The 13,321-nt window shown below is 57.1% G+C and carries 12 protein-coding genes and 1 tRNA gene; 5 read left to right on the top strand and 8 right to left on the bottom strand.

Annotated elements, in window-relative coordinates; all coding sequences use genetic code 11:
* Position 1: 1 nt before the first annotated feature.
* Positions 2 to 424, top strand: coding sequence for a potassium channel family protein (locus BM155_RS10760; RefSeq protein WP_067154497.1), 423 nt, complete (start codon positions 2 to 4; stop codon positions 422 to 424).
* Between the two features lie 79 nt (positions 425 to 503).
* Here the strand turns inward: BM155_RS10760 and BM155_RS10765 are convergent, their stop codons facing one another.
* The 3 genes from BM155_RS10765 to BM155_RS10775 form a co-directional block, all read right to left on the bottom strand.
* Positions 504 to 1,550 carry a glycosyltransferase family 25 protein gene (locus tag BM155_RS10765; RefSeq protein WP_067154494.1) on the bottom strand — a complete coding sequence of 349 codons (1,047 nt, stop codon included), beginning with the start codon at positions 1,548 to 1,550 and terminating at the stop codon, positions 504 to 506.
* Between the two features lie 472 nt (positions 1,551 to 2,022).
* Entirely contained in the window at positions 2,023 to 3,111 is a 1,089-nt protein-coding gene (locus tag BM155_RS10770) for an acyltransferase family protein (protein ID WP_067154491.1), read from the bottom strand.
* Positions 3,112 to 3,211: 100 nt separating this feature from the next.
* Positions 3,212 to 3,298: transfer RNA gene (locus BM155_RS10775), tRNA-Leu, on the bottom strand.
* A 155-nt stretch (positions 3,299 to 3,453) separates the two neighbouring features.
* Here BM155_RS10775 and queA point away from each other — a divergent pair.
* The 4 genes from queA (at position 3,454) to secF (ending at position 8,787) form a co-directional block, all read left to right on the top strand.
* A complete protein-coding gene (queA, locus tag BM155_RS10780; protein WP_074903070.1) occupies positions 3,454 to 4,494 on the top strand; it encodes a tRNA preQ1(34) S-adenosylmethionine ribosyltransferase-isomerase QueA in 1,041 nt (346 codons plus the stop codon).
* A gap of 127 nt (positions 4,495 to 4,621) precedes the next feature.
* The gene (tgt, locus tag BM155_RS10785) at positions 4,622 to 5,740 is read left to right on the top strand and encodes a tRNA guanosine(34) transglycosylase Tgt (RefSeq protein ID WP_067154484.1); all 1,119 of its coding nucleotides are present in this window, start codon (positions 4,622 to 4,624) and stop codon (positions 5,738 to 5,740) included.
* Between the two features lie 166 nt (positions 5,741 to 5,906).
* Positions 5,907 to 7,775, top strand: coding sequence for a protein translocase subunit SecD (gene secD, locus BM155_RS10790; RefSeq protein WP_074903072.1), 1,869 nt, complete (start codon positions 5,907 to 5,909; stop codon positions 7,773 to 7,775).
* Positions 7,776 to 7,785: 10 nt separating this feature from the next.
* Entirely contained in the window at positions 7,786 to 8,787 is a 1,002-nt protein-coding gene (gene secF / locus BM155_RS10795) for a protein translocase subunit SecF (protein ID WP_067154478.1), read from the top strand.
* A gap of 91 nt (positions 8,788 to 8,878) precedes the next feature.
* Here secF and BM155_RS10800 read toward each other — a convergent pair whose 3' ends face one another.
* The 5 genes from BM155_RS10800 to pyrC all read right to left on the bottom strand — a co-directional run bounded on the left by BM155_RS10800 (position 8,879) and on the right by pyrC (position 13,192).
* Entirely contained in the window at positions 8,879 to 9,073 is a 195-nt protein-coding gene (locus BM155_RS10800; RefSeq protein ID WP_139223229.1) for a PFL_1563 family small protein, read from the bottom strand.
* Positions 9,074 to 9,266: 193 nt separating this feature from the next.
* Positions 9,267 to 10,028 (bottom strand): hypothetical protein, encoded by a 762-nt coding sequence (locus BM155_RS17435; RefSeq protein WP_217641514.1) that lies wholly within the window; start codon positions 10,026 to 10,028, stop codon positions 9,267 to 9,269.
* A 10-nt stretch (positions 10,029 to 10,038) separates the two neighbouring features.
* Positions 10,039 to 11,169, bottom strand: a complete 1,131-nt coding sequence (locus BM155_RS17440) for an extracellular catalytic domain type 1 short-chain-length polyhydroxyalkanoate depolymerase (RefSeq protein ID WP_217641515.1) — start codon at positions 11,167 to 11,169, stop codon at positions 10,039 to 10,041.
* 154 nt (positions 11,170 to 11,323) lie between these two features.
* The gene (gene rnt, locus BM155_RS10810) at positions 11,324 to 12,007 is read right to left on the bottom strand and encodes a ribonuclease T (RefSeq protein WP_067154475.1); all 684 of its coding nucleotides are present in this window, start codon (positions 12,005 to 12,007) and stop codon (positions 11,324 to 11,326) included.
* A gap of 153 nt (positions 12,008 to 12,160) precedes the next feature.
* Positions 12,161 to 13,192, bottom strand: coding sequence for a dihydroorotase (gene pyrC, locus BM155_RS10815; RefSeq protein ID WP_074903074.1), 1,032 nt, complete (start codon positions 13,190 to 13,192; stop codon positions 12,161 to 12,163).
* Positions 13,193 to 13,321: the final 129 nt, after the last annotated feature.

The following is a 13,321-nucleotide window of genomic DNA, read 5'->3' on the forward strand; positions in this document are numbered from 1 at the left end:
GATGCTGGTTGCTTATCTACTCAACAGTTTTCTTGTGGCGGCGACAGTGCTGATTCACCACGAATCGCTCAACGGGCTGTTCCGGCTGGGGCAGAAGTTGTCGGTGCGGCGGAATTTGGCGGTGTTGATCGGTGTGTTCGGTGCTCTGTTCGCGCACGTTGCGGAAATCTGGCTGTTTGCCCTCGGTTACTACTATATGGTGCGGTCCGAGGATTTCGAAACCCTGGCCGGCAATTTTGATGGCAGTTTAATTGACTGTGTTTACTTTTCCTTTACCACATACACGTCTTTGGGGTTTGGCGATATCGAACCCATGGGCTATTTGCGCTTTACCGCTGGCCTGGAGGCGCTCGCAGGATTGATGATGATTACCTGGAGCGCCTCTTTTATGTTTCTGAAAATGCAGAAATATTGGGAAGTTTAAACTGAGCCCAAAGTCTATTTTATCGTCCGGACACCCTTGAGCTGGAAATAGCGCTTGCGAGAATGCACTGAAGTTTCCGTTAAAACTTGAGCCGCGGGGTGCGTCCCGGACGTTTTGTGGGGTTCTGAGCCGGGTAAAATGCACGCGCGTTCCGCCGCAGATAGTAATGGCGCTCCAGGCTGCGCCAGAGTTTACCCAGCGGGTGCAGCCAATAGAGCCAGGTTGCGACTTTGTCCCGTCCCGCGTTGGACTTCACGATACTGGATTCGTGTTCCGTTTCCCACAGCAGGTGCGGCTCCACGCCGTAGAGTTGCAAATCGAACTGCCAGAAGTGGTCAAACAGCTTGTCGATGGGTTCGAAGATGCGGCTGCCGTGTGCCAGCACCTTTTTCATGCCCGCGCGGTTGATCAGATACCCCTGCGCTCCACACCAGCCGCGCTCTGGCCGCACCAGTGTGTGACTGCCATCGGCGAGCGGCTGTATTTCCTTGCGCTTGCGCACCTTGAGGCCCATCAGGCGCACCATTTCCACATTTGCGGGCAGGCGCTCCAGCTCCGCCAATACCTTGCCGAAGCTCGGTTCCAGGCGTACGTCGTCTTCGAGAATACAGACCCGTTCGAGACCGGACTCATAGGCGCGGCGTATGGCGCGCAGGTGCGCCAGATAGCATCCGACTTCGGAACTTTTCAACTCGCATAAATGGCGCCAGCGAGTGGTGCCTTGGGAGAGGCGTTCGCCACGCTCAAATTCAGGCATACCACTGCGGCCATCGACGCCGGGGATGGCAGTCGTTGGCAGGCGCTGTGCTCGCAGTGATTCCAGTAGCGATTTTACCCGCTCCCCATCCGGGTCCAAGGTGATCACCCAGCAGGGTGCTTTGGTGATGTGCGAAGTTTGTGGGCGTTGCCGTGTAGGGCGCTCGCGCTTATGCGGTTTCTGTGGCCGCGGCTGGTAGGCGGGCGCCGGCTGTGTCGCCACTCGCTGCAACTGAGCGGAGGCGCCATTGGCTACAGCCACCCCCGTGTTGCCGGCCAGTTGTTTCAGAAGCTGGCCGACCATGTCCACAGGGATATTAGCGAAGCGTTTGAGTGCCGCGGTGAAGCGGCGATGATTTTGCTGTTTCATCCGCGCCTCCCACTTACACACTTCAGAGCTGGTGTGAGAGAGGAGAGGAGTCTGTTGAGCATGCGATCACCTTATCTGCAACGCGGTCGCCAGCGGGCGACCAATCCAGCGGTTGCTACTGCGGTCCGTGATCGAGCAAGGTTCGGCGCCTGGGCCGACCATCCCTGTGTCCGAATCTGGATTTTTTGGTTGATTCGTCTGTTGACTTTCAGAAGGTGGCCGGACACCGCTCGGCGCCGACGGGATGGAGACGAGAACCGCCCCCAGGATAGCTACCAACCCCCCAATACCTACCTTCTTGTTATCTTTCTTTGGTTTGTTTGCGGAGTCTAACCTTAACGCGGACGCTCGTACTGTTGAACGTCTGATTTTGGGATCTATCTCACATAGTTTGTCAGGTGCGGAAGAGGAGAAGCGGCTTGCGAATTAATCATAAGGTCAGGTGCTAGCCAAATTACATAGGGTTGTACAATTAAGCAAAGTTTAGCTGTGACTTTGCCGATTGTGTTAAAGCTCTGCCGATGGCGATGGACGGCCTTTCTATCACTTGATAGATAAGATGGGAAATGGCGATAGCGAACAGCGTAGTGATAAAAATATAGAAGCCAAGTGATAGGTTGGCGAGCGGTAGACCCCATTGCTGTTGAATTGACCAGTCGAGCACTTTAATGGCAATCGGATGGAATAGGTAAACAGAGTAACTGATAAGCCCCAAATACAGAAACTGCCGGGGAGGGGTTTTGCGCATCAGCAGTCCTCCCAAAAAAACTACAAGTGCAATTAGGTGAGAGAGCCCGAACCGTGCGGGGTTATTGACCAGATTGTGGCCCAGTAGGCCAAGAGTCAGTACTGCCAGGGGTAAAGAAAAAACAGTAAAAACACCCAGAATAGTGTAGTGGTAATCAGATCGGTTAATGTAAGTGTGACGGATCAGTGCGCCACAAAACATAACTGCCAAGCAAAACGGGGTGTAAGTGATGGGGGAGGGTAGGTTGGTAAGTTGAGGCATAAATTTACCGGCTAATTGCCAAACAACGAATATGAATAGATTGCTCAAGCAGGCTAGAAGCAGAGCTGCGGGCCGGTTGAGTAATTTCATCGCAAATAAGAGGGCAACCAGGCAGTAAAAGATTAGTTCGATTGTGAGAGTCCAGTATAGTCCCTGAATATTCTCATAACCAAACAATCCTTGTAGCATTGTGATGTTAGCTACAATAGTGCCTGTTGAAAGGTGGCTGTTGTCTACGAAAACAGTAAAGACTATCGCGGCGAGTAGTGATATCCAGTAAGGGGGGTAGAGCCGGAAGAATCGTCTTATAGCGAATCTCTTCAGAGAAGACTCTGTTTCGGAGAGACTATAGGGGATCACGAACCCCGAAATCAGGAAAAAGCAAATAACTCCGATTCGGCCGAAGTCAACCGTCGAGGCTATATCAGCCAGCGCTGTTCCATGTTGAGCTATTCTAGGGTTTCTAACAAAGAGCTCGCTGCTGTGTTGCCACACTACTAGTAAGGCAGCAATTCCACGTAGGGCATCTAGGTTGAAAAAACGGCTATTCATTGTCGTTTATTCGCGTTATTCAGCTCGTATCGAGTCGAATGGTCGTCCATGGCGCTTAACCAAGATACGAAAAAGCCCGCACTAAGCGGGCTTTCAAACTTGGTACCAGAGGCCGGACTCGAACCGGCACGGGTTTTACCCCAACGGATTTTGAATCCGTCGTGTCTACCAATTTCACCACTCTGGCACTGGCTCGGGGCCCGAGAATGCACACCGGAACCGCGAGAGGGGCCGATTATAGCGATGCGAGGCTCGCGGTCAACAGGATTTGGCGCGAAGAGCGGTTTCCGTTACTCTTCGCGCCCCTTGGTTCTCCAAACTGCTGATTGCCGGACTGATTCCATGCGCCGCCAGGATTTCCACTTCGAACTTCCCGATGAACTGATCGCCCGCGCGCCGGCAGCAGAGCGCCGGGGCAGCCGCCTGCTGTGCCTGGATGGCCCCAGCGGCGCTGTCCAGCACCGGCACTTTGCGGATCTGGCCGATCTGGTGGATACCGGTGACCTGCTGGTGTTCAACGATACCCGGGTTATTCCGGCGCGCCTGTTCGGGCGCAAGGCCACCGGTGGCCGCTTGGAGATACTGATAGAGCGGGTGCAGGGCGAGCGCGATGCCTTGGCTCATATTCGCTCCAGCAAGTCTCCCAAACCCGGCAGCGAAATATTACTGCAAGACGGTACCGAGCTGCGGATGGTTTCGCGCCGCGGTGCGCTGTTTGAACTTGAGTTTCCCGCAGAAGGCGTGCTGCCGGTGCTGGAGCGGCTGGGGCATATGCCGTTGCCGCCGTACATCGACCGGCCCGATGAGGACGCGGATCGGGAGCGCTACCAGACGGTATACAGCCGGGAAGCCGGCGCAGTGGCGGCGCCGACGGCGGGATTGCATTTTGACGAAGCTATGCTGGAGACCCTGCGCCACAAAGGTGTGGAGACTGCGTTCGTGACTCTGCATGTGGGCGCCGGCACTTTCCAGCCGGTGCGCGTGGACAACATATTCGAGCACGAGATGCACAGTGAGGTGATGAATGTGCCTGAATCCGTCTGCCGCGCGGTGGCGGATTGCCGTGCCCGTGGCGGTAGAGTGATCGCAGTGGGGACCACCAGCGTGCGGGCCCTGGAGAGTGCGGCGGCCGGAGGTGAGCTGAAACCTGTCGTGGGGGAAACGGATATCTTTATCTACCCCGGCTATCAGTTTCGCGTCGTGGATCGCCTGATTACCAATTTCCACCTGCCGGAATCCACACTGCTAATGCTGGTCAGTGCATTTGCCGGTTATGATCAGACAATGAATGCCTATCGGGAGGCGGTGCAGAAGCGCTACCGTTTCTTTAGTTACGGGGATGCGATGCTGATCGATCGCAACCCCCATGTGAGCGGCTGGTGAGTCTTCACATCTCTCAGTCCGCAGCCAAAATTCAGGTCCGTAGCGCGTGGGAGTGCCGCTGCAAGCTGGCATTTGCCGCCCGGGCCGGTACCAGAATCAGGAGTTTCCCTTGAGTCGCCAGTGCTTTATGCAGTTTGAATTGGACACCACCGACGGCAAGGCCCGACGCGGGCGCTTGCGTTTTCCACGCGGGGTGGTGGAGACGCCGGCGTTTATGCCGGTGGGTACCTACGGTACCGTCAAAGGGATGCTGCCGCGGGATATAGAGGCCATTGGGGCACAGATCATCCTCGGTAATACATTTCACCTGATGCTGCGCCCGGGGGCCCAAGTGGTGCAGGAACACGGGGATCTGCACGACTTCATGCAGTGGCAGGGGCCTATTCTGACGGACTCCGGCGGCTTTCAGGTATTCAGCCTTGGAGATCTGCGCAAGATCACCGAGGAGGGCGTGTCTTTCCGATCGCCGGTGGATGGCAGTCCGGTTTTTATGGGGCCGGAAGAGTCCATGCAGGTACAAAGGGCGCTGGGGTCGGATATTGTGATGATCTTCGATGAATGCACGCCTTACCCTGCCACGCCCGAAGAGGCGCGCAAGTCCATGGAGCTGTCCCTACGCTGGGCGGAGCGCTCCAAACGGGCTCACGGAGACAGTCCGTCGGCGCTGTTTGGCATAGTTCAGGGTGGTATGTATCCCGAGCTGCGGGATATTTCCCTGCGCGGTCTGACCGATATAGGTTTCGATGGCTATGCCATTGGCGGCCTGTCGGTGGGTGAGCCCAAGGAGGAGATGATCCGGGTGCTTGATCATTTGGCCCACCGAATGCCGGCGGACAGGCCCCGTTACCTGATGGGCGTGGGCAAGCCGGAGGATATTGTCGAGGCGGTGCGCCGGGGGGTGGATATGTTCGATTGCGTGATGCCCACCCGCAATGCGCGCAATGGCCATCTGTTCACCGCCGAGGGCGTTGTGAAGATCCGCAATGCCAGGCACCGGCACGACACAGGCCCCCTGGAAGCGGATTGCGACTGCTATACCTGCAAGAATTTTTCCCGCGCCTATCTGCACCATCTGGATCGCTGTGGCGAGATGCTCGGTGCCCAGCTCAATACCATTCATAATCTGCGCCATTATCAGCGGCTGATGCAAGGGCTGAGAGAGGCGATTGCCGCCGGGGCACTGGAGACTTTTGTGATCGATTTCTATCGGCGACTCGGGCGTGATGTGCCGCCACTGTCATCGTAATTGCGGGCGCCAGTCCGGGGCTGATTTGTACCCTAATACTATCCCCGTATAATCGGCCTCCATTTGGGGAAAAGGCGCCTTGCAATCCGGCACGGGAGCCCGCATATCCCCCGACATTGCCAAAGTTTACCGGCCGTAACGGCCCCACTAGAACAATGAGAGCAGCATGAATCGCTATCCCCTCTGGAAGTATCTCCTGATTCTCGCGGTTGCGGCCCTCGGCTTTTTGTATGCCGCGCCCAACCTCTACGCACCGGATCCCGCCGTGCAGATTTCCGGCCAGTCCAGCGCTATGACCGTGGGGCAGGGTGTGCTCGAGCGGGCACAGAAGGCACTGGATGACGCTGGTATCGCCTATTTTGGCGGCGAAGTGCAAGACAAGGCGGTTTTGCTGCGCCTCAAGTCAATCGAAGAGCAGTTGCCAGCCAAACGAGCCATACAAGAGGCTCTGGGGCACAGTGAATATGTAGTGGCGCTGAACCTGGCCTCCACTACCCCGGATTGGCTCGCCAATATGGGGGCCAGTCCGATGAAGCTGGGCCTGGACCTGGCCGGTGGGGTGCACTTCCTAATGGAAGTGGACACCAACACCATCGTCAAGACCAATATGGAAGGTTACGCGCAGGATGTGAAAGCCAAGCTGCGTGCGGCCAAAGCCCGCTACCGCAGCGTGGAGTTGGTGGATGAGCGGGAAATCGTTGCCCGTTTCCGCAGCGAGGAGTTACGTGATCTGGCGGTCTCCACCATGCGTAAGGAGTTCCCGCAACTGCAGCTGACCGAATCCGGCAGCGGCGACAATCTGATCGTGCGTGCGACATTGTCTGACCAGGAAGTTAAGCAGTTGGAGGATTACGCGGTAACTCAGAACCTCACTACCCTGCGCAACCGCGTCAATGAGCTGGGCGTGGCGGAGCCAATCGTGCAGCGCCAAGGGCGCAACCGCATCGTGGTGGAGCTGCCCGGTGTTCAGGATACCGCCGAAGCCAAGCGCATTATCGGCAAGACCGCCAACCTGGAGTTCCGCATGGAGGCGCGTCCGGACACGCTGGTCACCAACAAGGAATATTTCGAATACCGGGATGAAAGACAGCGCCAGATGTACGGTGGTGCATGGCTGGAGCGCAAGGTGATTATCAAAGGGGACCGGGTAACCGATGCCCGCGTCGGCTACGACGAGAGCGGCTTCCCGCAGGTAAACATCACCCTGGATTCCCGCGGTGGCGAATTAATGCATCGCGCCACTTGGAAAAACGTCGGCCGTCGCATGGGCACTCTGTTTATCGAAAGCCGTTTCGTGCCACAGGCCCGCACGGATGAGCAGGGCAATGAAGTCATTGTGCAGCAGCGCACCGACGACAAGAAAATCATCAGCCTGGCCACGGTACAAAGTGCTTTGGGGCGTCAGTTCCGCATTACCGGCCTGGACAGTCCTGCGGAAGCGCAGGAGTTGGCGTTGCTGTTGCGAGCGGGAGCCCTGGCGGCGCCCATGTATTTTGTTGAGGAGCGCGTTATAGGTCCGTCTCTGGGTGCGGACAATATCGAAGTGGGTGTGACTTCGGTGCAGATCGGCCTGCTGGCGGTGGTGATCTGCATGCTGCTTTTCTATCGGGTGTTCGGCCTCGCTGCCAACCTCGCCCTGCTGGTGAACATGATATTGCTGGTAGCCGTGATGTCGATTATCGGGGCAACACTCACTCTGCCCGGTATTGCCGGTATCGTGCTGACGGTGGGTATGGCGGTAGACGCCAATGTGCTTATCTTTTCGCGAATACGGGAGGAACTCAGGAATGGCATGTCGCCACAAATGGCGATCAGTGCCGGCTTCGATAACGCCTACAGCACCATTGTCGATGCCAATATCACCACGCTGATTGTGGCGGTGATCCTGTACGCGATTGGTTCCGGCCCAGTGCAGGGTTTCGCGGTAACCCTGTCCATCGGCATTTTGACCTCCATGTTTAGCGCAATCATGGGGACCCGTGCGTTGATCAATCTTTTCTACGGCGGCCGCCGTGTGCAAAAACTCTGGATCTGAGGAGTCGGCGATGAGCGAGACCAAAGTAGAGAACGGAAAAATTACCGAATATATGGGCAAGCGCGTGTTTGATTTTATGCGCTGGCGTAAATTGGCCGCGGCGCTATCCATCGCCATGGTGGTCGCGTCTATTACTGCCCTTGCAATGAACGGCCTACAGTTCGGCTTGGATTTTACCGGCGGTACGCAAATTGAGGTGGCTTACGAGCAGGCGCCCAATGTAGAGTCGGTCCGCGATCAGTTGGATTTGGCCGGTTTCGAAGGTGCTTCGGCGGTGCGATTTGGCTCCGATAACGAAATCCTGATCAAGCTGCCGCCGGAAGTGGCCGAGGCGCAGACTCAGATCAGCGCCCGCGATGAAAAGGCGTCACAAACCATCGGAGACAAGGTGGTGGAGGTGTTGCGTCAAAACAGCGATGGCGCTGTGGAGTTGCGCCGCGTGGAAATGGTGGGACCGCAGGTCGGCGAGGAGTTGCGGGACGACGGCGGGTTGGGCATGTTGTTCGCACTGGCCGTGGTGATGGCCTATGTGGCGCTGCGCTTTCAATATAAATTTTCCTTTGGTGCCGTGACGGCCCTGGCCCACGATGTGATCATCGTATTGGGTTTTTTCGCCCTCTTTAAGCTGGATTTTGACCTGACGGTTCTCGCAGCGGTGTTGGCGGTGATTGGTTACTCCCTTAACGACACCATTGTTGTCGCAGACCGCATTCGCGAAAATTTCCGCAAAGTGCGCAAGGCGAGTACCGAGGAGATAATTAATATTTCCATCAGTCAGACGCTGGGCCGTACCTTTATGACCTCATTCACCACTCTGTTGGTGCTTTGGGCATTGCAATTCTTCGGCGGCGAGCTGATTCACAACTTTTCCCTGGCGCTGATTGTCGGTGTGGTGGTGGGTACTTACTCATCCATATACGTGGCAGCCAACGTGCTGATGTTCCTGAAGATTACCAAGGAAGACATGATGCCGCCGGTCAAGGAAGGGGCGGAATTGGAAGAAATGCCTTAAGAAGCGCGTTGCCCCGGTTAAGCCGGGGCTAACCAAAACAAGGTGGTACAGCGACTGTGCCGCTGGCCGCGGAGAAAGATAAAGGAAGTAATCAGCTGCGGGGTTTTTTGCCCAGGGTGATGTGTCTGGGGCCTGAGGTGTTGGTCTGCCCGCTGACCCCTTTGGGGACCTGCTGGATCTTACCGCCAGCGGCGAGAAATGCCTGAACCTGTTCCTCGATACTTTCGCGGGTTTCGACGGCGGCGGGCTGTTTGCGCTTGGCGGAGGTGGAAGCTTTTTTGGCCACGGTAATTTCCGGTTTTGAGCGTGAACCACGCATTATACATAAAACTGGATGAAATTTCACCCAATCGATTAAGTGGTATTCATACCGCCGTTCCATGAATGATTTTTGGCCTGGATCCATGGAGGCCGGATTCGATAATGCCCGGCGTTTACCGGGCATATTTCCCGTATGTCTCTGTGAGTCCGGTGTTCTATCAGGGGCAGTTACCTGTCCGCCAAATGCTGCCATCGCTGCTGTGCAGTGTGGTCCAACCCCAGGTTGATCCTGGCATGGCATCGCCGCTCCCTTTGGCAAAGTAATCCGGTGTCAGGGGGTTGCCGGTACTGTATGCGCGCCCGGCGGCCTTGTGGTAGTAATTGTACGTTGAATAGTCGCTGCAACTGCTGTTGCTTCCGTCGTTACCGCCGCTATTACTGTCATTATTGCTGCAGGCCACTGCTGGGCCGCTGCAGCTGCCGTCACCATCTCGCCACTGGCACCGGTCGCTGGAAATAGGATATTCGTCCAGCCGGAAAGGTGCAGTGCTGTATTCGAGATAGCAGTTGGCATAGTTGGTATAGTCCAGGCGACCTGCAACGATATGATCATCGAGGGTTGCGGTCACACCAGCGTCCACGGTAAAGGTGACACTGGCGGTGGCCTTGAGACCGGTCAAGTCGGTGGCGGTAACAAGGGCAGTCTGCTCGCCCCCTGTCAGGTTACACTGTTCGGCCCTGAAAGCAGTCCCGGTTACCGAGGCGGTGACACTGTCGTTGGCGAAAGCTACCACCAACGAATCCAGGTTCTGGTTTTCATCGATGACAGTGCCCATGACCGATGCGCACTGACCGCTGGTTTCGGCGGAGATATCGCTCAGTTCCGGCGCCATCGGGGGCGGTTCCGGCCCAACCCGCACTGTCTGCGCGTAGGCTTCGCTTTTCGCCCCCTCATTGTCGGTGGCGACTATGGTGACCAAGTAGAGGTCATCAGTCAGTGAGTCGCTGGTAATAAAAAAAACCGCTGTTATCGACCTGACCGCTGGCGCTGGACGTGATGTTCCCGCTAAATGTGGCGTTTACCTGAGAGATGCTGCCCTCGGCATCGGTCGCGTTGCCGCTGACGAGGATGCGGTCGCCACTGGAGCTGACTTCCACGTTACTGAGTACTGGCTGCTGATTCCGGTCAACCCGTTTGTTGTTGTTGGCGAAAAATTGTCCCAGGTAGCGTGCGTAATTAATGCCTGCGCTGCTGATATAGCTTCCCGTAGCGCCCTCGCCGCCAGACCAGGAGTGGTCGACACCGTCCAGCCATAGCATGGAAACGCGACCGTCTTCCCAGAGGGTTTCCTGGGCGCTGCGGCCGTCTTCGGAGATGGTGTTTGTTCCGGAAAGCTGACTGACACCGTAGACACCCGCCATACCGTCCGCATTTTGTCGGTTGTAGCACTGATTGACCGTCGAGTCTTCCGTGCCGTGTGCAATGGATGCAATTTGGGTGGCGAAGTGGTTGGCGTAGCTGCCGGCGTAATTGTTGCAACGGCTAGCCACATCGGCAGCTTCGCAGGGGCCCAGAGCGCCACTGGCGCTAGTGCCAATGCTCGGCCCGGCGCTAACGCCCACGCCGGCGAAAACGTCCGGCGCCAGGCAGGCGGTGGTGTTGGCAAAGCTGGCGCCGGAGGAGAGGCCAGCGATGTAGACTTGGTTCGGATCTATCCCCCGGCTACTGTCGCCGGCCATGGTGTTGGCCAGATTAATCAGATTTTGGTAGTCGCCAGCGGAGCGGGACTTGCTGCCCTGCCAGTAGGACCAGCAGTTATAGCCCGCTTTGTTCATGGCGTCGGGTACGGCAATCACCATGCCGAATTCCTCAGCGGCGTCTTCCAGGTTGGCGGTCAGATAATTGTCGATAGGTTGTACGCATCCGTGCAGGACGATCAGCAGAGCTTTGCCGTTGCCGATCGGCGAACTGTTCTCCGGGGTGTAAATATGCACCTTGTTGAAACCGCCAACGGAGACATTCTCTTGCCAGCTGCCGGCTTGAGCTGTCGCAGTCGCGCACAGTGCCGCGGTGGCAAGCAAGCGCAGGAGGCGCCCTTGCAGGAGCTTGGAAGTCATCATCGCATTCACCTTTTATTGTTATTCGGGCATCGGACAGCCTAGAAGGGCAGGGGGGGGGATGGGAATGCGACCTTGGTTGTAGCGACAGATGTCGGGCTGACAGGTTTTCCCGTGCGCGCGGCCACTGGTGCAGGGGGCGCAAGGGCACCGGGCCTCAGGAGGTCTCCCGGTCTTCCCCCTGGGATATGGTTGCCGAGGATAGTGGCCATCCGCCCAGTGCCTTCCATTTATTCACGATTCCGCAGAAGAGTTCGGCTGTTTTCTCTGCGTCGTATTCGGCGGAGTGGGCACTGCTGTTATCGAATTCTATTCCCGCGACTTGGCAGGCCTTGGCCAGAACCGTCTGGCCGTAGGCGAGGCCGGCGAGAGTGGCGGTATCGAAGCAGGAAAAGGGGTGAAAGGGGTTGCGCTTGATACCGCAGCGCTCCACCGCGGCATTGATAAAACCGAGGTCAAAGTGGGCGTTGTGGGCAACCATGATGGCGCGGGTACAGCTGTGTTTTTTTACCGCACTGCGGATCTTGCGGAACATTTCCGGCAGGGCCATTTCCTCGGGAATGGCTTCGCGTTCCGGGGACTCCAGGTCTATGCCGATAAAGTCCAGGGCGGATTGCTCTATGTTTGCGCCCTCAAAGGGTTCCAGGTGAAAAGTGTGGGTCTCCTGCGGAAAGAGCTGGCCCTCTTCGTTCATATCCAGGATAACCGCGGAGACTTCCAGCAAGGCATCGGTGCGCGCATTGAAGCCGCCGGTCTCCAGGTCCACCACTACGGGCAGGAAGCCGCGGAATCGTTGGGCGAGTAGGCTTTTGGGTCCTGTGGGTTCTTCCGCGGGGGTCACTCGATGTCCTTCTTTGGTCTGTCGGGGTTAGTTTATTGAAATGCGAAGTCCGCTGCGGCAGCAGGTTTGGTGGATGCTTGCTGAGGTTTCACAAGCAGCTGCCGCTCCAGGGACTTTGCCTTTCGGTTTTTGCACGTGGCTAATGTTCTGTTTTTAAACCAGCTTCCAGTTCAATGTTTCCCCGGCCGCCAGTGGAATCAAGGGTTCTCCACCCATATCCAGGTGTTCGGGCAAAGACCAGGGCTGTTTCACCAGGGTGATGCGATTTTCGTTGCGTGGCAGGCCGTAAAAGTCCGGCCCGAACTCACTGGCGAAGCCTTCCAGTCTGTCCAGCCTGCCGGCGCGGTCAAAGGCCTCGGCGTAGAGTTCTATGGCTGCAATGGCTGTGTAGCAGCCGGCGCAACCGCAGGCGGCCTCTTTTCTGCCCTGGATATGGGGCGCCGAGTCGGTACCGAGAAAGAACCGGGGGCTGCCGCTGGTGGCTGCCTCCATCAGGGCGGCCTGATGGTAGCTGCGCTTTAGAATCGGCAGGCAGTAGTAATGGGGGCGCATGCCGCCTACCAGCATATGGTTGCGATTGTAGAGCAGATGGTGGGCGGTGATAGTGGCGCCCACGCCTTCGCGCGCTTTCTGCACGAACTCGACCGCATGGGCTGTGGTGATGTGTTCCAAAACGAGCTTCAGATTCGGGAAATCCTCCACCAGTCTGGTCAGCACCTTTTCGATGAACACCTGCTCGCGGTCGAATATGTCGATATCGCTGGTAGTCACCTCGCCGTGCAGCAGCAACTTCATGCCGGATTCCTGCATGGCCTCCAGCGCTGGGTAGATATTGGCCAGATCGGTAACGCCCGAGTCGGAATTGGTGGTGGCGCCCGCTGGATAGAGTTTGGCGGCGACAACGCCGGCTTTGCGGGCCTGTCTGATGACTTCCGCATCCGTCCTATCGGTGAGGTATAGGGTCATCAGGGGCTCAAAATCGGTGCCTTCAGGGATTTGCTCAAGGATGCGTTGTCGGTATGCGCGAGCATCATCCGCATTTGCAACCGGCGGAACCAGGTTCGGCATCACAATGGCGCGGCGGAATTGGCGGGCCGCGTCAGTAACTGTACGCGCGAGGGCGGCGCCGTCACGCAGGTGGATGTGCCAGTCGTCTGGGGCGCGAAGGGTGATCTGCTCCGTCATATTGCTCTGTGTAACCGGGTAAAGATGAGCGGGTTAGGGGCGCGCATGCTACCGGAAGCGCGGATAAATTGCGATGCACGGGCTGTTCATAATATGATCAACTGCTGTGGTGAATCGCTTTCCGCTAGT

Origin of the sequence: Microbulbifer thermotolerans, from assembly GCF_900112305.1 — a bacterium.
Taxonomy (GTDB): domain Bacteria; phylum Pseudomonadota; class Gammaproteobacteria; order Pseudomonadales; family Cellvibrionaceae; genus Microbulbifer; species Microbulbifer thermotolerans.

Coding starts and splice junctions, on each gene's coding strand:
- secF (WP_067154478.1), top strand. CDS start 7,786: ATGAGCGAGACCAAAGTAGAGAACGGAAAAATTACCGAATATATGGGC.
- BM155_RS17440 (WP_217641515.1), bottom strand. CDS start 11,169: ATGATGACTTCCAAGCTCCTGCAAGGGCGCCTCCTGCGCTTGCTTGCC.
- queA (WP_074903070.1), top strand. CDS start 3,454: ATGCGCCGCCAGGATTTCCACTTCGAACTTCCCGATGAACTGATCGCC.
- BM155_RS10760 (WP_067154497.1), top strand. CDS start 2: ATGCTGGTTGCTTATCTACTCAACAGTTTTCTTGTGGCGGCGACAGTG.
- BM155_RS10770 (WP_067154491.1), bottom strand. CDS start 3,111: ATGAATAGCCGTTTTTTCAACCTAGATGCCCTACGTGGAATTGCTGCC.
- secD (WP_074903072.1), top strand. CDS start 5,907: ATGAATCGCTATCCCCTCTGGAAGTATCTCCTGATTCTCGCGGTTGCG.
- tgt (WP_067154484.1), top strand. CDS start 4,622: ATGCAGTTTGAATTGGACACCACCGACGGCAAGGCCCGACGCGGGCGC.
- BM155_RS10765 (WP_067154494.1), bottom strand. CDS start 1,550: ATGAAACAGCAAAATCATCGCCGCTTCACCGCGGCACTCAAACGCTTC.
- pyrC (WP_074903074.1), bottom strand. CDS start 13,192: ATGACGGAGCAGATCACCCTTCGCGCCCCAGACGACTGGCACATCCAC.